This is a genomic window from Paraburkholderia sp. PREW-6R (genome assembly GCF_039621805.1).
Lineage (GTDB): Bacteria > Pseudomonadota > Gammaproteobacteria > Burkholderiales > Burkholderiaceae > Paraburkholderia.
The window spans coordinates 1255344-1280990 of sequence record NZ_CP155073.1; the positions used below are offsets into that span (position 1 = coordinate 1255344).

The 25647-nt window shown below is 63.1% G+C and carries 17 protein-coding genes; 10 read left to right on the forward strand and 7 right to left on the reverse strand.

All coding sequences use genetic code 11. The features are described from left to right. The first annotated feature begins 123 nt into the window (after positions 1-123). From AAGS40_RS05455 to AAGS40_RS05485, 7 genes are all read left to right on the forward strand, one after another. Entirely contained in the window at positions 124-1359 is a 1236-nt protein-coding gene (locus AAGS40_RS05455; protein WP_345813699.1) for an aspartate aminotransferase family protein, read from the forward strand. A gap of 42 nt (positions 1360-1401) precedes the next feature. Then, positions 1402-2460: an arginine/ornithine succinyltransferase subunit alpha gene (aruF, locus tag AAGS40_RS05460; protein ID WP_345814278.1), complete on the forward strand. Its 1059-nt coding sequence runs from the start codon at positions 1402-1404 to the stop codon at positions 2458-2460. Then, entirely contained in the window at positions 2457-3494 is a 1038-nt protein-coding gene (gene astA / locus AAGS40_RS05465; protein WP_345813700.1) for an arginine N-succinyltransferase, read from the forward strand. The genes aruF and astA overlap by 4 nt, the downstream gene beginning before the upstream one ends. 2 nt (positions 3495-3496) lie before the next feature. Continuing rightward, complete coding sequence (astD, locus tag AAGS40_RS05470) at positions 3497-4960, forward strand: succinylglutamate-semialdehyde dehydrogenase (RefSeq protein ID WP_345813701.1); 1464 nt, start codon at positions 3497-3499, stop codon at positions 4958-4960. Between the two features lie 9 nt (positions 4961-4969). Then, complete coding sequence (gene astB, locus AAGS40_RS05475) at positions 4970-6310, forward strand: N-succinylarginine dihydrolase (RefSeq protein ID WP_345813702.1); 1341 nt, start codon at positions 4970-4972, stop codon at positions 6308-6310. A 6-nt stretch (positions 6311-6316) separates the two neighbouring features. Continuing rightward, entirely contained in the window at positions 6317-7360 is a 1044-nt protein-coding gene (gene astE, locus AAGS40_RS05480) for a succinylglutamate desuccinylase (RefSeq protein ID WP_345813703.1), read from the forward strand. Between the two features lie 157 nt (positions 7361-7517). Then, positions 7518-8324 (forward strand): ABC transporter substrate-binding protein, encoded by an 807-nt coding sequence (locus AAGS40_RS05485; protein WP_345813705.1) that lies wholly within the window; start codon positions 7518-7520, stop codon positions 8322-8324. Positions 8325-8445: 121 nt separating this feature from the next. Here the strand turns inward: AAGS40_RS05485 and AAGS40_RS05490 are convergent, their stop codons facing one another. Together AAGS40_RS05490 and AAGS40_RS05495 are read right to left on the reverse strand one after the other, a co-directional pair. Then, the gene (locus AAGS40_RS05490; RefSeq protein WP_345813706.1) at positions 8446-9903 is read right to left on the reverse strand and encodes an HDOD domain-containing protein; all 1458 of its coding nucleotides are present in this window, start codon (positions 9901-9903) and stop codon (positions 8446-8448) included. A 91-nt stretch (positions 9904-9994) separates the two neighbouring features. Continuing rightward, positions 9995-11815 carry a sensor domain-containing phosphodiesterase gene (locus tag AAGS40_RS05495; RefSeq protein WP_345813707.1) on the reverse strand — a complete coding sequence of 607 codons (1821 nt, stop codon included), beginning with the start codon at positions 11813-11815 and terminating at the stop codon, positions 9995-9997. Positions 11816-12123: 308 nt separating this feature from the next. Here AAGS40_RS05495 and AAGS40_RS05500 point away from each other — a divergent pair, with 308 nt between their 5' ends. The 3 genes from AAGS40_RS05500 to AAGS40_RS05510 all read left to right on the forward strand — a co-directional run bounded on the left by AAGS40_RS05500 (position 12124) and on the right by AAGS40_RS05510 (position 14812). Beyond that, positions 12124-13461 carry an EAL domain-containing protein gene (locus tag AAGS40_RS05500; RefSeq protein WP_345813708.1) on the forward strand — a complete coding sequence of 446 codons (1338 nt, stop codon included), beginning with the start codon at positions 12124-12126 and terminating at the stop codon, positions 13459-13461. Positions 13462-13683: 222 nt separating this feature from the next. After that, positions 13684-14247, forward strand: a complete 564-nt coding sequence (locus tag AAGS40_RS05505; RefSeq protein ID WP_345813709.1) for a peroxiredoxin — start codon at positions 13684-13686, stop codon at positions 14245-14247. 100 nt (positions 14248-14347) lie between these two features. Further along, positions 14348-14812 (forward strand): hypothetical protein, encoded by a 465-nt coding sequence (locus AAGS40_RS05510; protein ID WP_345813710.1) that lies wholly within the window; start codon positions 14348-14350, stop codon positions 14810-14812. Positions 14813-15458: 646 nt separating this feature from the next. Here AAGS40_RS05510 and AAGS40_RS05515 read toward each other — a convergent pair. From AAGS40_RS05515 to AAGS40_RS05535, 5 genes are all read right to left on the reverse strand, one after another. Continuing rightward, positions 15459-15986, reverse strand: coding sequence for a hypothetical protein (locus AAGS40_RS05515; protein WP_345814279.1), 528 nt, complete (start codon positions 15984-15986; stop codon positions 15459-15461). A gap of 242 nt (positions 15987-16228) precedes the next feature. Continuing rightward, on the reverse strand, positions 16229-19597 hold the full coding sequence (locus AAGS40_RS05520) for an efflux RND transporter permease subunit (RefSeq protein WP_345813711.1): 3369 nt from the start codon (positions 19595-19597) through the stop codon (positions 16229-16231). Between the two features lie 3 nt (positions 19598-19600). Next, positions 19601-22723, reverse strand: a complete 3123-nt coding sequence (locus AAGS40_RS05525; RefSeq protein ID WP_345813712.1) for an MdtB/MuxB family multidrug efflux RND transporter permease subunit — start codon at positions 22721-22723, stop codon at positions 19601-19603. 18 nt (positions 22724-22741) lie between these two features. Continuing rightward, the gene (locus AAGS40_RS05530) at positions 22742-24157 is read right to left on the reverse strand and encodes an MdtA/MuxA family multidrug efflux RND transporter periplasmic adaptor subunit (RefSeq protein WP_345813713.1); all 1416 of its coding nucleotides are present in this window, start codon (positions 24155-24157) and stop codon (positions 22742-22744) included. A 383-nt stretch (positions 24158-24540) separates the two neighbouring features. Further along, the gene (locus AAGS40_RS05535) at positions 24541-25377 is read right to left on the reverse strand and encodes an IclR family transcriptional regulator (protein ID WP_345813714.1); all 837 of its coding nucleotides are present in this window, start codon (positions 25375-25377) and stop codon (positions 24541-24543) included. Positions 25378-25647 lie beyond the last annotated feature (270 nt).

The window sequence follows — 25647 nt, forward strand, 5'->3', positions numbered from 1 at the left end:
CGACACACGCCGGATCGGCGCGCCGCGTAGAAGCGCATAGAAAGCGTCGCGTATGCGCAAGACGTATCGCATGCGGTTTCCTACACTACCTGTATTACCTCTCACCCGTAACGAGGATTTGCCATGAATGACCTGACAGTGACACGCCAGACCTTCGACGAAGTCATGGTGCCGGTGTTCGCACCCGCCCCCTTCGTGCCGGATCGCGGCCTCGGCTCACGCGTCTGGGATACGCAGGGTCGCGACTATATCGACTTCGCCGGTGGAATCGCTGTTACCGCGTTGGGTCATGCGCATCCCGAACTGTTGAAAGTGCTGCAGGAGCAGGGCAGCAAGCTGTGGCACATCGGCAACGGCTATACGAACGAACCGGTGCTGCGTCTGGCCAGACGTCTCGAAAACCTGACTTTTGCCGACCGCGCTTTTTTCGCCAACTCCGGCGCCGAGGCCAACGAGGCCGCGCTGAAACTCGCGCGCCGCGTGGCGTTCGACCGGCACGGCGCGGACAAGTACGAAATCATCTCGTTCACGCAGTCGTTTCATGGCCGCACGTTCTTTACCGTGAGCGTTGGCGGTCAGCCGAAGTATTCGGAAGGCTTCGGTCCGGTACCCGCCGGCATCATCCACTTGCCGTACAACGATCTCGAAGCGGCGAAGCAAGCCATTGGCGCGAAAACCTGCGCGGTGATCGTCGAGCCGATTCAGGGCGAAGGCGGCGTGATTCCGGCCGATCCGGCGTTTCTGAAGGGCCTGCGTGAAGCGTGCGACGCGCACGGCGCACTGCTGATTTTTGACGAGGTACAAACGGGTGTGGGCCGCAGCGGCTACTTCTACGCGTATCAGGACACCGGCGTGACGCCCGACATCCTCACTACCGCAAAGGCGCTCGGCAACGGTTTTCCGATCGGCGCCATGCTGACCACGAACGAACTGGCGGCGTATTTCAAGGTCGGCGTACATGGCACGACGTACGGCGGCAATCCGCTGGGCGCGGCAATCGCGGACAAGGTCGTGGAACTGATCAGCGACCCGAAAGTGCTCGAAGGCGTGCGCAGCCGCAGCGTGACGTTAAAAGGCCATCTGGCGAAGCTGGACGATCGTTTTGGCCTGTTCAGGCAAGTGCGCGGCAAGGGGCTCCTGATCGGCGCTGAGCTGAACGACGCCTACAAGGGCCGCGCGAAAGATTTCGTCGCCGCCGCGGGCCAGCATGGCGTGATCATGCTGATGGCCGGGCCGGACGTGCTGCGTTTCGTGCCGTCGCTGATCATGCCGGAAGACGACATGAACGAGGGTTTCGCACGCCTGGCCAAAGCTTTCGAGTCGGTTGCCGGCGCAAAGACCGAAGCGGCGTCGCACTGATCCGATGCGTTCGATCATGCGTGACACTCAACAGGAACGATGATGCTCTTTGTTCGCCCCGGCCGTCTTGCCGACCTCGACGCACTCGAACAGATGGCGCGCACCGCGCAGCCCGTGCTGCATTCGCTGCCGCATGACCGGCGCGCGCTCGAAGCCCGCATTGCGCTGTCAGAAGACTCGTTTCGCGCGGATGTCGATTTCCCCGGAGAGGAGTTCTACCTGTTCGTGCTCGAAGAGTCGGAAAGCGGCAAGCTGATGGGCACGGCCAGCATCGTCGCCGCGGCCGGTTACTCGGACCCGTTCTACGCGTTTCGCAACGACGCGCTGATTCATGCATCGCGCGAATTGCACGTGAACCGCAAGATTCACGCGCTGACCATGTCGCATGAACTCACGGGCAAGAGCCGGCTCGCGGGCTATTACATCGATCCTTCGTTGCGGGGCCATGCTGCCGCGCATCTGATGTCGCGCGCCCGCATGATGTATATCGCTGCGAATCGCAAGCGCTTCACGCCTGAAGTGTTTTCGCTGCTGCTCGGCGTGACCGACGATTCAGGCGTGTCGCCGTTCTGGGAAGCCGTCGGCCGCAAGTTTTTCGGGCGCGATTTCAAGGACATTGAAATCGAGTCGGGCGGTCGCAGCCGTACGTTTATCGCCGAAGTGATGCCCACCTATCCCGTCTATGTGCCGCTCCTGCCGGAAGCGGCGCAACGCGTGCTCGGCGAGCCGGATTCGAAAGCGTTGCTCGCGTATGACATCCATCTCGAGGAAGGCTTCGAGACGGATCGCTACATCGACATTTTCGATGCAGGCCCGGTGCTGACCGCGCAGGTGGATCGCAGCGCGTGCGTCGCGCGCAATGAGACGCGCGTCGTGCAACAAGGCAATGCGAATGCGGCGGGCGCGATGTATCTGATCGCACATAACGGTGCGGATGGCGAATTCCGCTGCGTGCTGGGTGAGCTGTCGGCGGACAGAAAAGCCGGCGCCTCGTTGCCGCAGGCGGCACTCTCCGTGCTCGCCGTCAACGAAGGCGATACGGTGCGCTGCGTGCCGCTGCACGCACTGCACCAGCACGAACAATCGGGGGACGCGCAATGATCGTCGTTCGCGTGGTGCAACGAGGCGACGTGGACGCGCTCATGCGGCTCGCGCAGGAAACCGGCCCGGGCCTGACCACGTTCAAGCCCGACCGCGACGCGCTGGCGGCACGGGTCGAACGGGCGCGTCGCACCATGGAAGACCGCGCCGAGCCTTTCGAGGCCGGCTATTTCTTCGTGATGGAAGACACCGTGACCGGCGACGTGGCCGGCGTCTGCGGCATCGAAACCGCAGTGGGATTGCAGCAGCCTTTCTACAATTATCGCGTGAGCACGGTAGTGCACGCGAGCCAGGACCTGGGCATCTGGACGCGCATGCGCGCGCTGAACATCTCGCACGATCTCACGGGCTATGCCGAAGTGTGTTCGCTGTTCCTGAGCCCGCGTTATCGCACGAGCGGCGTGGGCGGCTTGCTGTCGCGTTCGCGCTTCATGTTCGTCGCGCAGTTTCGCGATCGCTTTCCGCAGCGCTTATGCGCTGAACTGCGCGGCCATTTCGACGCGCAAGGCACGTCGCCATTCTGGCGCGCGGTCGGCTCGCATTTCTATCAGATCGATTTCAACGCGGCGGATTATCTGAGTTCGCACGGCCGCAAGTCGTTCCTCGCGGAACTGATGCCGCGCTATCCGGTGTATGTCGAACTATTGCCGCAAGAGGCGCAAGCCTGCGTCGGCCTGACGCACAACGACACGATTCCCGCACGCCGCATGCTGGAGGCGGAAGGGCTGCGCTACGAGAACCATATCGATATTTTCGACGCCGGACCGGTGCTCGAATGCCATATCTCCGATCTGCGCACGGTGCGTGAAAGCGTGGTGGCGACGGTCGAGATCGCGGATGGGCCGGCCGCTGCGTCGCAGGATGCGCCGCGCTCGATGGTGTCGAATACGTCGCTCGGCGATTTTCGCGTGGGCGTGGCCGCGGGCGTGCCGGAAGACGGCGTATTCCGGCTTGGCGCGGCCGAAGCCGCGGCGCTGAATGTCGAGGCGGGCGGCCAGGTGCGCGTGCTGCCGTTGAAATACAAACAGGGATGATCATGAGCGAGCTTTTCATCGACGGCGAATGGGCCGTCGGCACGGGACCCGCATTCGCGTCGCGCAACCCTGGAACGGGCGCGACCGTGTGGGAAGGCAACAGCGCATCGGCGCAGGACGTGGATCGCGCGGTGCGTAGCGCGCGCCGTGCGTTCGCCGCATGGTCGGCAACAAGTCTCGACGAGCGTTGCGCCGTGGTGCGCCGCTTTGCCGGGCTCGTGACGCAGCGCAAGGAAGCGCTGGCCGAAGCGATTGGACGCGAAACAGGCAAGCCGCTGTGGGAAGCGCGCACCGAAGCCGCATCAATGGCGGCAAAGGTCGAGATTTCGATCCAGTCGTACAACGAACGCACCGGCGAAAAGCGCTCGCCGATGGCGGACGGCACGGCCGTGCTGCGGCATCGTCCGCATGGTGTGGTGGCGGTGTTCGGGCCGTACAATTTTCCAGGCCACTTGCCGAACGGACATATCGTGCCCGCGCTGATCGCCGGCAATGCGGTCGTCTTCAAGCCGTCCGAACTCGCGCCGGGCGTCGCCGCGCTGACCGTGCAGATCTGGCGCGACGCGGGCCTGCCAGCGGGCGTACTGAACCTCGTGCAGGGCGAGAAGGACACCGGCATTGCGCTCGCGAATCACAGGCAGATCGACGGCCTGTTCTTCACAGGTAGTTCGGACACCGGAACACTGCTGCACAAACAGTTCGGCGGCCGGCCGGAGATCGTGCTCGCGCTGGAAATGGGCGGCAACAACCCGCTCGTGGTCGGACCGGTGGCCGATATCGATGCCGCCGTGCATCACACGATCCAGTCGGCGTTTCTGTCGGCGGGGCAGCGTTGCACGTGCGCACGCCGGATCTTCGTGCCGGATGGCGCGAACGGTGAACGTTTTATCGAGCGTCTTACCGAGGTGACGTCCCGGATCGCTGTGGGCGAATACAACGCCGATCCGCAGCCGTTCATGGGCGCAGTGGTGTCGGCGCGCGCAGCCTCACGGCTCGTCGCGGCGCAGGAGCGGCTGCTCGCCGACGGCGCTCGTCCGCTGCTGAAGATGGCGCAGCGCGATCCGCGCCTTGGTTTCGTCACGCCCGCGATTCTGGATGTTACGGCCGTGAAGGATCTGCCTGACGAAGAGCACTTCGGACCTCTCGCACAGATCATCCGCTACAGCACGTTCGACGAAGCACTGGAGAAGGCCAACGACACCGAATTCGGTCTCTCCGCGGGCCTGCTCGCCGACGACGAAGCGCTGTGGGCGCATTTTCAGCGGACCATTCGCGCGGGCATCGTCAACTGGAACCGGCCGACCAACGGGGCTTCGTCGGGTGCGCCGTTCGGCGGGCCGGGGCGCTCGGGCAATCACCGGCCGAGCGCGTACTATGCCGCCGACTATTGCGCGTATCCGATGGCGTCCGTCGAAAGCGCGCAACTGACCATGCCCGCGAGCGTCTCGCCGGGCCTCCAATTCTAAGGATCGACGATGCAAGCCACAGAAGCCAATTTCGACGGTCTGGTCGGCCCGACTCATAACTATGCGGGCTTGTCGTTCGGCAATGTCGCGTCGCAGAACAACGAAAAGTCCGTGGCGAACCCGAAAGCCGCTGCCAGGCAGGGGCTGCGCAAGATGAAGCGATTAGCGGACCTCGGCTTTCATCAGGGCGTGCTGCCGCCACAGGAGCGTCCGTCCATGCGTCTGTTGCGCGAGCTCGGTTTTTCCGGCGACGACGCCACGGTGATCGCGCGCGTTGCACGCGACGCGCCCGAGTTGCTGGCCGCTGCCAGTTCGGCGTCGGCGATGTGGACGGCGAATGCGGCGACCGTGAGCCCGTCGGCGGATACGCACGACGGCCGCGTGCATTTCACGCCGGCGAATCTTTGCAGCAAGCTGCATCGCGCGATCGAGCATGAGTCCACGCGCCGTACATTGCGTGCGATTTTCAGCGACGCCGGGCGTTTCGTCGTGCATGACGCGCTGCCCGGCACGCCCGCGCTTGGCGACGAAGGTGCGGCGAACCATACGCGCTTCTGTGCGGATTACGGCGTGCGCGGCGTCGAATTCTTCGTATATGGGCGCAGCGAGTATCGCCGCGGACCGGAGCCGAAACGTTTTCCCGCGCGGCAGACGTTCGAGGCGAGCCGCGCGGTCGCGCATCGTCATGGACTTGAAGAAACGGCCACTGTGTACGCGCAGCAAAATCCGGATGTGATCGACGCGGGCGTGTTTCATAACGACGTGATCGCGGTCGGCAATCGCACGACGCTGTTCTGTCATCAGTTGGCGTTCGTCGAGCAGAACGCGGTGTACGACGAATTGCGTACGAGGCTCGCGGGTTTGAAGGCCGAGTTCAATGTGATCGAAGTGCCCGACGCGCAGGTGGGGGTCGCCGACGCTGTCACGTCGTATCTGTTCAACAGCCAGTTGCTGACGCGCCCGGATGGCCGGCAGGTGCTGGTGGTGCCGCAGGAGTGCCGTGAAAACGCGCGCGTCGCCGCCTACCTGGACGAACTCGCGTCGCACGCAGGCCCGATCGACGACGTACTCGTGTTCGATCTGCGCGAAAGCATGAAGAATGGCGGCGGCCCGGCGTGCCTGCGCTTGCGTGTGGTGCTCGACGAGGCGGAACGCGCAGCGGTGTCGCCCGGCGTATGGATCGACGATACGCTCTTTGGCCGCCTCGACGGGTGGATCGAAAAGCACTATCGCGACCGTCTTGCGCCCGCCGATCTGACCGACCCGCAGTTATTGCATGAATCGCGCACCGCGCTCGATGAACTGACGCAGATTCTCGGCCTCGGTTCGCTGTATGACTTTCAGCGCTGAGCCATCATGTCCGAGCCAAACATCATGTTGAGCGACTTTCTCGGCTACACGCTGGCCGGTACGCGGCCGGCCGCGAACGAACGGGACGGCACGTGCGCGAACGCTCAGGTGCGCTGGTCATGGCAGGACGACGGCGTCCTTCTGCTCGAACCCGTGTCACGTGAAACGGGCGGCCCGACGCGCAGCGTGCTCGCCTCGGCCGGCATTCATGGCGACGAAACCGCGCCGATCGAACTGCTGTCGTATCTCGTGCGTGATCTCGCCGCAGGCGAAGCCGCGCTCGGTTGCCGTCTGCTCGTGATTCTCGGCAACATCGACGCCATGCGGGACGGAAATCGTTACCGCGACGACGATCTGAACCGTCTATTCAGCGGGCGTTACCGGGAAGTACCGCATAGCCACGAAGCGCCGCGCGCGGCCGCTCTGGAAGAGGCGGCGCAGCGCTTCTTTGCGGCGGCCTCGGGCGGGGCCGGCGCGCGCTGGCACATCGACATGCACACGGCGATCCGCGCGTCGGCCTTCGAGCAATTCGCGTTGCTGCCGCATACGGGCGAAGCGTTTTCGCGCGCGATGTTCGAGTGGCTCGGCGACGCGCGCATCAGCGCCGTGCTGCTGCACACCACGAAGGGCAATACATATTCGCACTTCACCGCGCAAGCGTGCGGCGCGCAAGCGTGCACACTCGAACTGGGCAAGGTACGGCCATTCGGTGAAAACGATCTCGCGCGGTTCGCCGGCGCGGACGAGGCGCTGCGCCGTCTCGTCGCCGGCACGATCGGCCCTGCGCACGGGCCCATGCCGCGTGTGTTCACCGTCATCGGACAGATCACGAAACAGAGCGATGCCTTCGAGCTGTTCGTCACAAAAGAAGTGCCGAACTTCACGCCTTTCGCGCAAGGCACCTTGCTCGCGCGCGACGGGCAATACCGCTACTTCGTGCAGCACGACGAGGAACGTATTGTGTTTCCCAACCCGACGGTCAAGCCCGGTCTGCGCGCGGGTTTGATGGTCGTCGAGACCACTGACGAGACGCTTGCGCGGCTGGCTTGAAAAAGCGGGCGCGCAGACCTCAGCCTGTACAATCCCGCGCTCGCGGCGGTTGCTGCATCTTGCCAGCCGCATGAGTCTGTATCGCATTTCAGGCATGGCAAACATGCCGGCGCGGATTCGACTCCGTTTCATTCCATATCGTAGAGGAAGACCCGTAATGAAAATGAATTGGTCAAACATGGTTGCGCTCGCGCTGTTCACCACCGCAACGGCAACGGCGACGCTCGCGGCCGCCCCGGCATCGGCTGCGGACATCAAGGAAGTGCGCTTTGGAGTCGAAGCGTCATATGCGCCGTTCGAATCGAAGTCGCCGTCGGGCGAGCTGCAAGGTTTCGACATCGACGTGGGCAATGCCGTGTGCGCAAAGCTGAAGGCGAAATGCGTATGGGTCGAGAACTCGTTCGACGGCCTGATTCCCGCGCTCGAGGCGCGCAAGTTCAACGCGATCAATTCGGACATGACGATCACCGATCAACGTCGCCAGGCGATCGACTTCACCGATCCGATCTACACGATTCCGAACCAGATGATCGCGAAGAAGGGCAGTGGCCTGCTGCCCACGGCGGCGTCGCTCAAGGGCAAGCACGTCGGCGTGCTGCAAGGCACGATTCAGGAAACGTACGCGAAGGCGCGCTGGGCGCCCAATGGTGTCGACGTCGTGCCCTATCAGACGCAGGATCAGATTTACGCCGACCTCGCGTCCGGTCGTCTGGATGCGGCGTTCCAGGACGCGGAAGCGGCATCGAAGGGATTTCTGAAAAAGCCGCAAGGCGCGGGCTTCGAATTCGCGGGTCCGGCCGTCACGGATGAAAAGCTGCTCGGCGCGGGCGTAGGCTTTGGGGTTCGTAAAGGCGACACGGCTTTGAAGGACGCGCTGAACCAGGCACTGAAGGAGCTGAAAGCGGACGGCACGATCGACCGCTTTGCGGCCCGGTATTTCGATGTGAAGGTGGTGTTGAAGTAAGCGGCAACCTTGCCGGTCCGGCATGCGCGGCATGCCGGACCGGCACATCATGAACCCGGCTCAGGGCAGATACAGACTCGAAGAACAGAAAGACGCCGCGATCAGCGATCGCGCCACGTCTTCACATCATCTCCATTTCCCGCATCTGCCCCAGGCCGAAAAAACGGCCAAGTTCCTTCGCCATTTCGTTCAGGACGCTCATCTCTTTCTGCGAAATGCGGCGCGGCTCCTGCGTGTGCGACCAGTCGCCGTAAAGCAGGGCTACCGTCTGTTCGCTTTCGTCCACGATCGGCAGCAGCACGAATGCGCGAGCGTCGTCGAACGCGCGGCGGAACCACTCGGGCAGCCGCGCGATCATTTTCGGGTCGCGGGCATTCTCGATGAAGATACCGACCGAGTTCGCGATCGCCAGATGAAAGACGTCCGGCTCGAATGCGGTGTTGAAGGTCAGCTTGGGCAGTGCGGCGTCTATTCGCGGACCCAGCCCGAGGCGCGCCTTGAAAGTGCCGTTGCTCTGCTTGACGAACACGACCGTGCGCGCGAAGCCGAGACCGGCGAGCACCGTTTCCGAGGCCATGCCGAGCGCCGGCGCGAGCGGGCTGCCGGCGGGCAGCGCGCGCAGGTCTTCGACGCCCGACGCGATGCGGGCTTCCGGGCTCATGGCCTCGCGCGCCATGGCATCGGCGTTGGCACGCAATTCGACGATCTCGCGCATCACGCCGTCGCCGCCTTCTTCGCGGGCGAGCGCGATGCTCATCGCCTGCAACACGTCGGAATCGGTATTGAGCGCGTGGCTGTAGGCCTGCGCGAGTTCGGCGATGCGCGCCTCGCGCTCCCGTTCGGGCATGTTCTGCTGCGTCAGCACGTCGGCGACGGCAGTCGAGTAGTTGGTGATCGCGCGCAGCCATTGCACCTGGCGCGGCTGCTCGGTGTCCTGCGGGTCGAACTCGCCCATGCCGGCGCGGATCATGTCGGGCAGACGCCAGCGCACCGCGGCTTCCTCGCCGATTTCGTCGAATGTCACGCCGAGCACCAGCACGCACGCGTCGGTCTCCAGCGCGCCGCTTTCGATGTGACGGCGAATCTGGTCCCACTCGGCGTCGAGATAGAAGACCACCAGCAGCTTGCCGATCTGCCGCATCAGCGTGCAGACCACGGCTTCCTCGCCGGCGCGCAGGTCGCCGCGCTCGGTCAGCTTGCGCGCGACGCAACCCGAAAGCAGCGTGCGGTTCAGTTCGAGTTTCGCGTCGATGCGGCGCGGCGCGCTGGCATGAAAGTGATCGACGATTTTCAGGCCGACGACGAGATGGCCGACCGCGTCCATGCCGAGCACCATCAGCGCGCGCGACACGGTGGTGATGTTGCCGCCGAACGCAATGTACATGGCCGAGTTGGCAAGCCGCAGCACTTTCTGTGTCAACGCGAAGTCGGACAACACCACCTGCACGAGGCCGGTGAAGTCGAGGTCGTCATTGTTCATCGCCGTCATGGTGCTGCGAAGCGACTGCGACAGCATGGGGAAATCGCCGCGCTCGCTCATTCGCGTCCATAGCCGGTCGAGCACCGCCGCCTTTACCATGTGAGTCCCGCAAAAGCCATACATGTTCCAAAGAATGCCGCGCCGACCACAGGCCGGCTCGTTCCGTTACGTATGCGCTTCGCCTGCATGACTATGCGCCATGCAGCTGAAGCGTTTGCGCTTCGAAACGCTGCGCAAGTTCGTCGGAGGGCAGCGCCTTGCAGACGAGCCATCCCTGAATATGGTCACAGCCCATCTCCGTGAGCAGCGCGCGTTGTGCTTCCGTTTCGACGCCCTCGGCCACGAGTTCGAGATCGAGTGTCTGCGCGAGCCCGACAACGGCGCTCACGATAGCCTGATCGTTTCGCGAGGTTAGCAGATTCTCGACAAAACTACGGTCGATCTTGAGCTTGGCCAGCGGAAAACGCTGCAGGTAAGCGAGGCTCGAATAACCGGTGCCGAAATCGTCGATCGCGAAACGGATTCCCATTGCCGTCAGCTCTTCCAGCAGTCCGGTGGCATGCGCGGGGTCGTGCATCAGCAGGCTTTCGGTGATCTCGAACACGAGACGGCGCGGATCGATACCGGTCAACTCGATTGCCTCGCGCACCGCGTCCTTGAAGCGCGGATCGCGGAACTGCTGCGGCGACACGTTCACCGCCACGTACTGTAGCGGGATGCCGCGCGCGTCCCACTGGATCAACTGCATGCACGCGACTTTGATCACCCAGTTGCCGAGGAAGTTGATCAGTCCGATCGACTCCGCGAGCGGGATGAACATGGAAGGCGGTACGAGCCCGTGCACCGGATGCGCCCAGCGGATCAACGCTTCCACGCCGACCACGCCGTGCGAGCGGCTGCTCGTGATCGGCTGGAAGTGTAGCGAGAACTCGCCGTTACGCACACCGTCGTAGAGGTCGGCCTCCAGTTTCAGGCGCTCAGCATCGGCCGGGTTGTCGTCCGGCACGTAGAAAGCAAGCGTGTTGCCGCCCGCCGCCTTGGCTTGCAGCAGCGCGTGGTCGGCCCAGCGCAGCAAATGGGTGTCGTGCCTTGCGGTGTCGTTGGCGTGGCGCACGTCCGGATAGAGTGCGATGCCGATGCTCGCCGACAGGTGCACCTGCTGACCCTTGTACGCATACGGCTGCTGGATCGCGGTCAGCAGGCGGCGCGCCAGCGCTTCGGCGGCTGCCGCCGCGTCGGTGCGGCTGGCAGCCGGCTTCACCAGGATCGCGAACTCGTCGCTCGCGATGCGCGCCACGGTTTCGCTCGGGCTCGTCATGTTCAGGATGCGCCGCGCCGTATCGCGCAGCATCTCGTCGCCGGCGTCGTAACCCAGCGCACGGTTCACGCGCTGATAGTCGTCGATGTCGAGCAGCAGCAGCGCGGCCGGCGTGCCGTGCGCGTCGGCCTGGCGCTGCGCGTCGAGCAGTGCCGGGATCAGCGCGGGCTGATTCGCGAGGTTGGTCAGGCGGTCGAGATGCAGCGCCTGGGTCAGGCGTTCCTCGGTGGCACGCCAGGACGAAACGTCGAAGCCCGCGATCGCGTAGCCGTCGACGCCGTCATGGCTGCTGCGCATGACGCGCAATTCCACGGTGATCGGATAGGTCAGCGACTTGATGAGTCCGAGCGTGGCCTTTTCGACATTGCCGGTGGTGTCAGCACGTGCAAGCAGCGCATCGAGGCGCGCCGCGTCGGCGGGCGCCACCAGATCGTGGAACGTAATGGTTTCGAGATACTCGCGGTGATAGCCGATGAAACGCAGGCTCGCGTCGGACACGTAGACAAAGCGCAGTTCGTCGTCGACGTGCGCCAGCAGATCGACGGCGCCCACCACCTGCTCCAGCGGCGCTGCGCGTGCCGGCGCGGGAGCCGGCTGCGGCTGGCCGACCTCACGACGGCCCAGCGCACGAAACCGGTCGATGACCGTGCGCAGGGAGCCCCGGCGGGGCGCGGTGATCCTGTTCGCTTCCATGTTTATCACTGGGAACCTGTATTCGTCTGCTTGCGAGGCGGTCCGTCGCCCGCCGTGGCTGGCGGACGAGTCGTATCAGGCCGCCCCATCAGAACGAGATAACGACCCGGGCCGGGAAATCTTTAGCGGGTCGCGGTGAAAAACAATTGGTAAGAATACGGCCGCGTGTGGCGGCGCGGGCGTCCGTCCGGGCAGATGATTTGGGTTAAAGTGCAGAGGCCCCGCAACCGATAACAAGGCATCCCCGTTGTGCAGTGCCGGCTGTGACCTCGCTGCGTAGCTTTTCCGAACACTTGCACCGAAGATTTATGTCTGAACGTCATATTGTCAGGGCCATCCCCGGGCACATTGAGGTGCTCCATTCAGCCGGTGACAACGCCGATCCGGCGGTTTGCAGCCAGTTCGTCTATCTGGGCCGCCAGCCGATTCTCGATCGCGATGGCGCGCTGCATGCCTACGAATTGCTGTTCCGAGCGGGCGCGCATAACTACGCGGAAGTCACCAACGACGCCCAGGCAACGGCACAAGTCGTGGCGCGCACGATCGGCGGCATTGGCGTGCAGGCCGTGCTCGGGCAGCACCGTGGATTCGTCAACATCGACCGGGCGCTGCTTTTCAGCGATATCGTGCATGTAATGCCGCCCGAGCGCTTCGTGCTCGAAATACTGGAAACCGTCAGGATCGACGCACTGCTGGTGCGCCGCCTCGCCGAGTTGCGCCGGGCGGGCTTTCAGGTCGCGCTCGACGACGTAAGCGAACTGTCGGACGAGCTGATTGCGGTGCTGCCGCACGTCGACATCGTCAAGATCGATTTTCTGCTGACCGAACGTGCGGGGCTGGCGAAACTGGCGTCGACGGTTCGCGCGCATGGCAAGACACTGATCGCCGAGAAAGTCGAGACACGCGAAGACTTTGCGCTTGCGCGGGAGCTGGGCTTCGATCTCTTCCAGGGTTACTTCTTCGCGCGGCCGCAGGTACTCGCCGCGCCGCGCAACCGTTCGCCGCGTCCCGGCCTGCTGCGGCTGCTGGCGCTGCTGTCGCGCGATGCGGGCATCGTCGAACTGGAAGCCGAGCTCAAGCTGAACCCGAGCGTGGTGGTCCAGCTGCTGCGCCTCGTCAATTCGAGCGCATTCGGGCTAGGGCGCAATATTTCATCGCTGCGCGAGGCGATTATCGCTACCGGCACGCGGCAGATTGCGCGCTGGGCGCAACTGCTGCTTTATGCCGACGGCGGCGATCTGCCGTGGCGCGCCGATCCGCTCGTGCAGCTGGCGGGCACGCGGTCGCGTTTCATGGAACTGGCGGCGGCGTGGCTGCGTCCGCATGACGACGAGTTCGCCGACGCGGCGTTCATGACCGGGATCTTTTCGTTGGTCCACGTGGTGCTCGGCAGCACGCCGGCTGCGGTGCTGGAAAAACTGGGTCTTGCGCTGCCGATTCGCGAGGCGATCATCACGCATCGTGGGGCGCTGGGCATGTTGCTGCGTCTTGCCGAAGCGGCGGGCGAAGGCGGCGACGCAGCGGCGATCGCGATGGGCCCCGATGCGCCCAGCGGTTTCGCCCGCCTGACGCCGGAAGTGCTGGCAGATCTGAATCTGTCCGCGGCGGCGTGGTTCGGCGCGCATATCGAGGAAGCGGCGGCCTGACCGGCGGTGTATCGCCGGCGGCCTGTTAGCCGGCTATTGGGCAACTGCTGGCAGACTGTGGAGCCGCCCGAGTCGTGGTGCATCGTTAAGCGAGATTTGCACGGATGCCGTGCGTACGTGGTCCAATAGCGAGTCGAAGCCGTACGAGTGGCCGTGAGCCGTCCGTGCGGTTTGCGCACTCGGTAGACAAAATCACATGCATCACGCCCGGAGGAATCGCAGATGAAAACAAGACTCGTACCCTTGGCGCTGGCGGCTGTCATGTCGGCGGGATTCACGCTCTATTCGCTGAGCGCCTCGGCAACGCTCAAGCCAGGCGACGCGGCCCCCGCGTTTACCGCCGAGGCTTCGCTCGGTGGCAAGACTTACACGTACTCGCTCGCAGACGAGTTGAAGAAAGGCCCGGTGGTACTGTATTTCTATCCGGCTGCATTCACGAAAGGCTGCACGATCGAAGCGCATGAGTTCGCTGAAGCTGTCGACGAATATAAGAAGTATGGCGCGACGGTGATTGGCGTGTCGCATGACAATATCGACACGCTGACGAAATTCTCTGTCAGCGAATGCCGCAGCAAATTCCCGGTCGCGGCGGATGCCGATTCCAAGGTGATCGGCGAATACGACGCCGGCCTGCCGATGCACAGTTCGATGGCCAATCGCGTGTCCTATGTGATTGCGCCGGACGGCAAGATCATTTACGAATACACCAGCTTGTCGCCGGAGAAGCACGTCGAAAACACATTGAAGGCCGTGAAGGACTGGGCGGCGGCGCACAAGCAACCGTAGCCGTATTTTGCTGTAGACGCTCATTTTCGCAATGGTTTATTGCGGTGATTTCAGGCATCGCGCGTGCTAACTTTGGATTTTTCTCTCGTGCGAGCGTGCGATGCCGATTCTCGTTGCTTTGATAGTCGTGATCGCGCTGATCTATGGCGCGGTGCGCGCGTTTTTTGCGTTGCAGGCTGCGTTCGGGCTAGCGGTCGCGGTCGGCGTGGCGGTGGTGGTTGCTCTGCTGCTGGTTGGCGCGATGGTTTATGGGTGGCGACGCCGGCAGGCCGTGGCGCCGAATATTCACGACGGAGACTGGACCCACGAACTCACGGGCAACTGGGGGTCGGTGAGGCTGGCTGCCGGCAAACGTCTGTGTGAGATCCGGATTGGCGGCGATAGCGGGGATTATATTTTTGCCGATCTCGCTGGGGCGGAGATTCGCGAGCAGGGCGCGGCTTACCAGCTCAATGTGAAAGTCAAGGATGCGAAGCATTCGGTTTGGGCCTTGCCCATGCTGGACAAGCGGCAGGCCGAACAGTGGAAGAGGATTTTCTTGCTGGCTGTAGAGCAAAAGCTTTGAGGTTGTTCGTATCTTTCCGGTCTGTTTCCAGTTTTTTCTGTTCTTATTTTCAAGATCGTCACTTCGTTGAGAAAAGTGCCGGGTCCGGAACAAATCGTTAGTACTATCCGTTATTGGGCGGGCCGGGGTTTATCTCCAACCCGGCCTGTCGGCTGCGTGCGGCATTCCATCCTCAGTCGCACCTGGCATTCACGGCGCAGTTCTTACTCTGGCCAGAACTGCGCTTTTTTTCGTGCTCCTGATTAATTATTTTAGGACCCGAACCGGCTTCAGACGGATTCTGCGCTTGTCGGCGGCGTGCCTGTTTACTGCCTGCTGACTGCTCGGTGGCACGCAATTCACTTTTGCATTCAGGTAATGGGCAGGACGTCTTTCTTTACCTATGATAGGAGTAGATGTGGATTCATCCCCGTGGGCCACATCGTTGTCAGGCACCGATCCAGCAGCCTGTCTGGTATCGCCCCGGCAATTCCCCGTCCCGCGGCCTTCCTGTGGAAGGTCGCGGCTTTTTTGTTTGTTAGATATGTTTAGGAAACCGGAATAAGTCTGCTCTTTTGATAACTTTGCGCAGCCTCGCTGCGTTTTCGTCTGGTCGAGAGGCGCGAGCGGTTGCCCTGGTTCTGTATCGAAGCCACGCTGGCCGGATCTATGATGCAGATTTTCGGGCGGGCCTGGCGGGAAGAGGGCCGAGAAAAATCGCTTTGAGTTTGTCGCGGCCTATTACGTGTCCCAGTTCTGCGAATACGCAGTAGTTGGCGATCAGCGTCACGAGCAAGATCTGGATTGCCCAGAAATGAGACCAGTTGAGTTGGGCGAGCAGTGTGCGGTTAGCGTCGAAGAGATTGGGCGAATCTTTCCAGTAGTCGTATAGATGCTCCAGGTAATGGAAGCACAGCGCGACAAGCGTATAAATGAGCGTCTTCCAGCCGGCGTTCCAGACGAGCGGTTTGTCGGGAAAGCGGTTGACGAATGGCAGGTGGTTCGCGAGCAGTACTGACTTGCCGAGAATCAAGGCCGCCACGGTGACAGACGCGGTGGTGGGCAGCGAAAGACCGGTGCCTCGCGTCATCAACGCGCGAATGATGACGACGAGATGGAGAATCACAAAGAAGAAGATTGTCGGCGGCAGCATCTCCACGAATTCATGTCTGGCGGTGGCCATCAGCTTGTTCAAGGTGCCTCCTTGCAACGCGGGTCTCGATAAAATCATCGAGCATGACGTACGGCCGTCACGCCGCACATTCATTCCCCTGACTTTGCCGTATGCGCCCGCAACCCGCGAATCATTGAGCTCGCAATCAGCCCGACGAGGCGACAAGGGATTCGACAAAAAGAGAAAGCCGAAGTAGCGTGCGCTGGCTAAATCGCCCGCTTGCGGGCAACGAGCCGTGCGCCGACCCGCGAAAGACCAAAAATTCAGACAGCCGCCGCGCGATTCCGCCGGGACCTTCTCGACTCCCACCGGACGCGGATCCGATCCATATAAAGATAGACCACAGGCGTGGTATACAAAGTCAACAACTGACTCACAATCAGACCACCCACAATCGCAATCCCCAGCGGTGCACGTAACTCGGCGCCTTCGCCCCGCCCGAACGCCAATGGCAGCGCCCCAAGCAAAGCGGCGAACGTCGTCATCATGATAGGCCGAAATCGCAGCACGCATGCCTGAAAAATCGCGTCGCGCGACGACAGCCCATGTCGCGATGCTTCAATCGCGAAGTCCACCATCATGATCGCGTTCTTCTTCACGATACCAATCAGCAGAATCACGCCGATCAACGCGATGATGCTGAACTCCGTCTTGAACAGCAGCAATGCAAGCAGCGCTCCGATACCCGCCGAAGGCAGCGTGGACAGAATGGTCAACGGATGAATATAGCTTTCGTACAACATTCCCAGCACGATATAGACCGCGGCCAACGCCGCCAGAATGAGAATCGGCTGATCGGACATCGACTGCTGAAAGGCCTGTGCGGTGCCCTGGAAACTGCCATGAATGGTGCCGGGCATGCCGATCTGCGCCATCGTGTCGTAAATCGCCTGCGTCGCGGTCGACAGCGACACGCCGGGCGGCAGATTGAATGAAATCGTCGACGCGACGAACTGACTCTGGTGATTCACCGAAAGCGGTGTATTGCCCGGCCCGAAGCGCGCGATTGCGGACAACGGCACCATGGTTTCCTTCGCGGTCGACACTGCCGCACCCGACGACGCGCTCGATTTGCCGCTCGCCGCAATCGAGTTGATCGCCTGATTGCGAGCGGAGTCCGCGGCGATGCTGGCTGCGCTCGACGCGGTGGTGCCGGCCGTGCCGCCCGTGGTCGCGCTCGTCGAACTGGTGCTCGTGCTCGTGCTTTTGCTCGACGATGACGAAGCCGTAGCCGTAGCCGACGCCGTGCCCGATCCGGACGTGACCGTGCCGGCCGGCGCATTGGTCGTCTGCGCACCGCTCGCGCTGCCTCCGGACGTGCTGACGTAGATCTGATTCAGCATATCGGGGCTTTGCCAGTACCTGGGCGCTACTTCCATCACCACGTGATACTGATTCAGCGGGTTATAGATCGTGGAAACCTGCCGCTGTCCAAACGCGTCGTACAGCGTGTTGTCGATCTGCGCGGGCTTGATGCCAAGCCGCGCCGCGGTGGCGCGGTCGATCGTCACCATCGCTTCTAGGCCGCCCTGCTGCTGGTCGGAGTTCACGTCCGCGAGTTCGGGGCGCGCCTGCAGCGCCTCGGTCAGCTTCGGTCCCCACAGATACAGATCGGGCGTGGAGTCGGCGAGCAGCGTGAACTGATACTGCGCATTCGATTGTCTTCCGCCGACGCGAATGTCCTGCACCGCCTGCAGGAAGGTGCGCGCGCCGGCCACGTCGCCAAGCGGTGCGCGCAGTTGCTGGATCACCTGATCCGCAGACGCCTTGCGCTCACTCTTCGGTTTCAGCGAGACGAACATGAAACCCGAATTGGTCTGCCGGCCGCCCGTGAAGCCCACCACGCTGTCCACGGCAGGGTTCTTGCCGACGATGTCCATCATTTCCGCGAATTTGCCCTTCATGGCCTGGAACGACGTGCTCTGGTCAGCCTGAATGCCGCCCACGAGCCGCCCGGTGTCCTGCTGCGGAAAGAAGCCCTTCGGAATGATGATGTACAGCCAGACGTTCAGGCCGATCGTCAGCACGAGAACGGTCAGGATAAGCCTGGGATGCAGCAGCGCCCAGCCGAGCGTGCGCTCGTAGCCGCGCTGCATGGCCGTGAAGTTGCGTTCGAGCCAGCGCCCGAAGCGTCCTTCCTGTTTCGCCTCGTGCGGCTCGCGCAGAAGCCGCGAGCACATCATTGGCGTGAGCGTGAGCGAGACGATCAGCGACACGCCGATCGCCAGCGACAGCGTGAGCGCAAACTCGCGGAACAGCCGGCCGACGATCCCGCCCATCAGCAGAATCGGCAGGAACACGGCGACCAGCGAAATACTGATCGACAGTACGGTAAAGCCCACTTCCCGGGCGCCGAGGAACGCGGCTTTCATGCGCGGCACGCCGTTTTCGATATGCCGGGAAATGTTTTCGAGCACCACGATCGCGTCGTCCACCACGAAGCCCGTGGCGATGGTGAGCGCCATCAGCGACAGGTTGTCGATCGAGAAGCCCAGCATGTACATTGCGCCGAACGTGCCGATGATCGAGATCGGCACGGCCACGCTCGGTATCAGCGTGGCGCGCCAGTTGCGCAGGAACAGGAACACCACCATGACGACCAGCGCGACCGCGACCACGAGCGTGCGCTCGGTATCTTTCAGCGACGCACGGATCGTGGTCGAGCGGTCCGCGGTGGGCGTGATGTCGACGTCGGCCGGCAGCGACGCGTGCAGTTGCGGCAGCATGGCCGTTACGCGGTCGATCGTATCGATGATGTTCGCGCCCGGCTGACGATACAGGATCACCAGCACCGAACGCTTGCCGTTGAACAGGCCGAGATTGCGCAGGTCTTCGACCGAATCCACCACCTCGGCAACGTCCGAGAGCTTCACCGCGGAGCCGTTGCGATACGCGATTACGAGATCGCGATACTGCGCGGCCTTGCTTGCCTGGTCGTTCGTGTAAATCTGCACGCGGTTCGGGCCGAACTCGATCGAGCCTTTCGGGCTGTTCGCGTTGGCTGCGGCGAGCGCGGCGCGCACGTCTTCGAGACCAATGCCGTAGTGGGAGAGGGCGTTCGGTTCGAGCTCGACGCGCACCGCGGGATTGGCCGAGCCGCTCACGTCCACTTCGCCGACGCCGTCCACCTGCGAGAGCGACTGTTGCAGCACCGTTGCCGCAGAGTCGTACAACTGGCCGGCGGTCAGCGTCTTCGACGTGAGCGCCAGAATCATGATCGGCGCGTCGGCCGGATTGACCTTGTGATAGGTCGGGTTGCTGCGCAGGCTGGTCGGCAGGTCGGCGCGCGCCGCGTTGATGGCGGCCTGGACGTCGCGCGCGGCGCCGTCGATGTCGCGATTCAAACCGAACTGCATGGTGATGCGCGTCGAGCCGACCGAACTCATCGAGGTCATCTCGGTGACGTCCGCAATCGAGCCGAGATGCCGTTCGAGCGGACTGGCGACGCTGGTTGCGACCGTGTCCGGACTCGCGCCCGGCAAGGTCGCCTGCACGGAAATGGTCGGAAAGTCCACTTGCGGCAGCGGCGCGACCGGCAGTTTCGTGAACGCGAAAATGCCGGCGAGCGCAATGCCGATCGCGAGCAGCGTAGTGGCGACCGGGCGGGAAATAAACGGACGCGACAGGTTCATCGCTCAGGCCTCTGCGTCGGTGACGGGCGGCACGGGCTTGCCGCGATTGAAGCGTTCACGCGCACGGCGAGCGAGCGAATCGAAGCCGAGATAAATCACCGGCGTGGTAAAGAGCGTCAGGAGCTGGCTGACGATCAGACCGCCGGCAATCGCGATGCCGAGCGGCCGGCGCAGTTCCGAACCGGCGCCCGTGCCGAGCATCAGCGGCAGCGCGCCGAGCAGCGCGGCGAGCGTGGTCATCAGAATCGGCCGGAAACGCAGCAGACACGCCTGGTAGATCGCTTCGCGCGGCGGCTTGCTTTCCTCGCGCTCGGCGTAGAGCGCGAAGTCGATCATCATGATCGCGTTTTTCTTCACGATACCGATCAGCAGCACGATCCCGATGATGCCGATGATGTCCAGATCGTGCCCGGTGATCAGCAGCGCGAGCAGCGCGCCGACCCCCGCCGAGGGCAACGTGGACAGAATGGTGATCGGATGGATGAAGCTTTCGTACAGCACGCCGAGCACGATGTACATCGTGACAATGGCCGCGAGAATCAGGAACAGTTCGTTCGACAGCGACGCCTGGAACGCGAGCGCCGCACCCTGGTAGCGCGTCTGGAACGAGTTCGGCAGGCCGATGTCTTTCTCCGCCTGGTCGATCGCCTTCACCGCTGCGCCGAGCGACGAACCGGGCGCGAGGTTGAACGACACGGTGGTGGCCGGGAACTGGCTCAGGTGCGTGACGAGCAGCGGCGCGGGTTTTTCGATGAAACGCGCAATCGACGACAGCGGCACCTGGCCGCCGGTGGACGTGGAGGAGGGCAGGTAGATGGAGTTCAGCGAGTCGGTGTAGTGCTGCATCGACGGCTGCGCTTCCAGAATCACGCGGTACTGGTTCGACTGCGTGAAGATGGTCGAGATGATGCGCTGGCCGAATGCGTCGTAAAGCGCGCTATCCACGGTGGCGGGCGTGATGCCGTAGCGCGACGCGGTAGCGCGGTCGATTTCGATGTAGACCGACTGGCCGTTGTCCTGCAGGTCGGTGGCCACGTCCGCGAGTTCTGGCGACTGCTTCAGCCGGTCGATCAGCTTCGGCACCCACGTGGTGAATTCGCCGATGTTCGGGTCGGTGAGCATGAACTGGTACTGCGTGGGGCTCACGGTCGAGTCGATTGTCAGATCCTGCACCGGCTGCATGAAGAGCGACGCGCCCGCGATATGCGCGACGTCTTTCTGCAACTGGCGGATCACTTCGCTCGCGGTATGGCTGCGGTCGTCGCGCGGTTTCAGGTTGATCAGCATGCGCCCGCTGTTCAGCGTGATATTGCTGCCGTCCACGCCGATGAACGAGGTGAGGCTTTCCACGTCTGGATTCTTCAGGATCTGAGCGGCGAGTTCCTGCTGCCGCTCGGCCATAGACTGATACGAGACCGACTGCGGCGCCTGCGTGATCGCCTGGATCACACCCGTGTCCTGCACCGGGAAAAAGCCCTTCGGAATGAAGATGTACAGCAGCGCCGTGAACACGAGCGTGAGCACGGCGACCACCAGCGTGGAGCGCTGCCGGTTCAGCACCCACGTGAGCGCGACCGCATAGCGCGCGATGACCCAGTCGATCGCCCGGTGCGCCTTCGCTTCGAAGCGGTGGCTTTCGTGCGGCGGCGTGTGGCGCAGCAGTTTCGCGCACATCATCGGCACGAGCGTGAGCGACACGATCGCCGAAATCACGATCGTCACCGCGAGCGTAATGGCGAATTCATGGAACAGCCGGCCGACCACGTCGCCCATGAAAAGCAGCGGAATCAGCACCGCGATCAGCGAGACCGTCAGCGAAATGATCGTGAAGCCGATCTGCCTCGAGCCCTTTAGCGCGGCTTCGAGCGGCGCATCGCCTTCTTCCACGTAGCGCGCGATGTTTTCGATCATCACGATCGCGTCGTCGACCACGAAGCCGGTGGCGATGGTCAGCGCCATCAGCGACAGGTTGTCCAGCGAGAAGCCGCACAGGTACATCACGGCGAGCGTGCCGATCAGCGAGAGCGGCACGGAAAGACTCGGAATGATGGTGGCGTAGATGTTCGCAAGGAACAGATACATGACGAGCACCACCAGCACGACCGACATGGCCAGTTCGAACTGCACGTCGCGCACGGAAGCGCGGATCGTGGTGGTGCGGTCGGTGACGATCTGCACGTCGAGCGATGCGGGCAGCGCCTGCTGCAGTTGCGGCAGCAGCGCCTTGATGCTGTCCACCACCTGGATCACGTTGGCGCCCGGCTGGCGCTGAACGTTCAGAATGATGGCCGGCGTGCCGTCCACCCACGCGCCGAGCTTGGTGTTCTCCGCGCCCTGCACGATGGTGGCGACGTCGGTCAGCATCACCGCGCGGCCGTTCTTGTAGGCGACTACCGCGCTCTTGTATGCGTCGGCGTCGGTCAGCTGGTCGTTCGCGTTGATCGTGTAGTTGCGCGTGGGGCCGTCGAAATTGCCCTTCGGCGTATTCACGTTCAGATTCGAGATCGTGGTGCGCAGGTCGTCCAGATTCAGCCCGTAGGCGGCGAGCGCGCGTGCGTTCGCCTGAATCCGCACGGCCGGGCGCTGGCCGCCCGACAGGCTGACGAGACCCACGCCCGCCACCTGCGAGATTTTCTGCGCGAGCCGCGTGTCGGCGAGATCCTGCACCTGCGTGAGCGGCAGCGTTTTCGACGTGATCGCGAGCGTGATGATCGGCGCGTCGGCCGGATTCACTTTCGCGTAGATCGGCGGCGCGGGCAGGTCGGACGGCAGCAGGTTGCCGGCGGCGTTGATCGCGGCCTGAACTTCCTGCTCGGCGATATCGAGCGGCAGGTCGAGACTGAACTGCAGCGTGATGATCGACGAACCCGCCGAACTTTGCGACGACATCTGGTTCAGCGACGGCATCTGCCCGAACTGGCGTTCGAGCGGCGCGGTGACGGAGGAGGTCATCACGTCCGGGCTCGCGCCCGGATAGAACGTTTGCACCTGAATGGTCGGATAGTCGACTTCGGGCAGCGCGGACAGCGGCAGAAAGCGCAGCGAGACGAGACCGACCAGCAGGATCGCCGCCATCAGCAGCGCGGTGCCGACGGGACGCAGAATAAAGGCGCGGGATGGATTCATGCGGTAAGTGCCGTGCCTTTATTGCGAAGCTTGCGCCGCGTGTTTGCCGTGATGGGCATGCGCGCCGGAGGCGCCCGACGCGGCAGCCGCGCCGCTTGCTCCGCTCGCGCCGCGTGCGCCGCGTGCGCCCGACGCGCCGCGGGGCCGGTCGGCCGGAATCGTAATCTTCGCGCCTTCTTTCAGACGGTCCGAACCGTCGATCACCACGCGCTCGCCGACCTGCAGGCCGGACGCGATGCTGGTGCGCTCGCCGTCCACCGGCCCAACCTTGACCGGGCGCACGGTGACCGTGTTATCCGGCTTGACCACGTACACGAATGCGCCCATCGAGCCGTTGAGCACTGCGGGCGTCGGTACGATCACTGCGTCCTTGATCGTGTTGACGAGCAGACGCGTGTTGACGAACTGATTCGGAAACAGCACGTTGTTCCTGTTCTGAAAGATGCCGCGCAGTTTGACCGTGCCGGTGGTGGTGTCGATCTGGTTGTCCAGCGTTTCGAGCACGCCGCCTTCGAGCGACGTGGTGTTGCTGCGGTCATAAGCGGTCACCGACAGCTTCTGGCCATTTTGCGTCTGCTGGATGATCTGTTGCAGGTTGTCTTCCGACGTGGTGAAGATCACGCTGATCGGCTGCAATTGCGTGATCACCACGATGCCGTTCGTCAGGCTCGGCGTCACGTAGTTGCCAGCATCGACCTGGCGTAGACCCACGCGGCCCGAGACCGGCGCGGTGATGCGCGCGTAGACGAGGTCGAGTTTGTAGGTGTCGATGTTTGCCTGGTCGGACTTTACCGTGCCTTCGTATTGACGCACCAGCGAAGCCTGGGTGTCCACCTGCTGGCTCGCGATCGAATCCTGCGCGAGCAGCGTCTGGTAGCGTTTCAGGTCGAGCCGTGCGGTTTGCAGCAGCGCCTGGTCGCGCGCGAGCGTGCCCTGCGCATTTTCGAGCGAAATCTGATACGGACGCGGGTCGATCTGGGCCAGCACGTCGCCCTTTTTGACCATCTGGCCTTCAGTGAAATACACGTTCTGCAGGGTGCCGCTCAGTTGCGGCAGTACGGTGACGCTCGCAAGCGGCGTGACCGTGCCGAGCGCGGTCAGCACCACGGGCATCTCGCCCTGCGTGGCCGTGGCCACGTGGACCGGTTGCGGTGCGTTGGCCGGATTGCCGCCACGGCCGCCACGGCCGGCCCTGCCGCCGCTCGCGCCACTTGCCGCGGATGCGCCGCTTGCGCCGCCGCCCGGGCCGCCCCACGGATGCCAGCGCCACAACACGAACGCCAGAACGACGAGCGCTACGACGATCAACGCGATGTTGCGCCCCCGATGACGCTTCACCGTGCCGGGGGCGCCGGCAGGGCCATGATTCGAAGGCGGTTGGGAAGCCGGCGTGGCAGGGCGTGTGTTTTCCGAATGCTTTTGTTGTTCGTCCATCGGTTCGGTCTGGTGGCTGGCTTTGATGTGAGCCGCTCGGGCAATTGCGCCGCTCCGTCAGGCGGGTCAACCGGCATCCGTACGGCATGACAGGCGATTTCGACAGTGGATGCACCGCGCGCGTTCAGCGCGATGCTACCCGAGCCGCGGGACAAGGATGATAACAATGCTGCGAGGCCGCAACGCGAAGCGGCATCATGACAGGACGGCCGGACCGTTATTGATGCGTGATAACGAAGCCCGGCGGGCGGCCCGCGACAGGAAAGCATGATCCTACGTTGCGGGCTCGGTAACAGTCCACCTGCGTATTTTTCGTTTGATTACGAAGGTTACAGTCTGTCCGACTCGTCTTTTGACCGCCGACCGGCGCGCGCCGGGTTGTTTCAGGTATCGAGTCGCCGCCCTGGCGTGCCGCCTATTTCGAGGACGATCTTGCTGACGCATTCGAGGAGGGCGGGCGCCGCGCGAGAGATCAGCCAGTCGCGCGGACACTGGTGCGCGGAGCCGCCGCAATTGACGGCGTAACGTTCGCCCGACGGGCCGGTGAATCCCAGCGCAATGGCGTTCAGACCGTCGTACCACTCGCCGGTGGCAATCGCGAAGCCCTGCTCGAGCGTTTCCTTGACGCCGGATTCGAGCCGGCTGCTGACGTGGCCCCAGTCGTCCCCTTCGGCCGCCTGAAGGCCGATCAGCAGTTTCTCCCGATCCGTTTCCGACAACGCCGCCAGGTACGCGCGGCCGATAGCCGTGCGGCTCAGGTTCATGCGCGAGCCGATTTCGAGGCGTGAGACCAGCACCGCCGAACGTGGCCGGATCGCGTCGATTACCACCATATCGAGGCGATCGCGCACGGCCAGATGCACGGAAAGAGCCGTGCGCTCGGCGAGTTCGATCAGGAAAGGGCGTGCGCGGGCGCGGATGTCGAAGTTGCGCAGAAAGCCGTTGCTCAACTCCAGCACCGAAGAGGTGAGCACGAAGCGCTCACTGTCGGGCAGCCGGAACAGGAAGCCGGCGCCGACCAGTGTGGCCGTGATGCGCGAGACGGTCGGCTTGGGAATGCCGGTCAGCTCGGTCAATTCCCGATTACTGAGCGGCGCGTCCGCGGCGGCGACCGATCGCAGCACGGTCAGGCCGCGCGCAAGGGCGGTGACTTCATCGGCGGAGCCGTCCCTGTCTTTGGGCGAATCCGCATTTTTTCTCTCAGATGTCGATCGGGCCATCGTTTTTTTTTGAAACTGCATTTCAATTTTATGTACGCACGGCTCATTGATGGGCCACGCATACTCCCACCACGCTTTGCACCATCATGGGGCAGTCTGACGATTTTTCATTCGCCGTTTCATTGTATCGGAATAATTTTCCATGGCTCAACCAAGGCCGTCAGATTTTTCTTGACTTAGTCAGCGTTACCATAAAAAATGGAATCTCATTTCGAAAGACGGGCGCAACTCGGCAATTTTGACGCATCTGGCGTCCATTAGCCGTCGCTG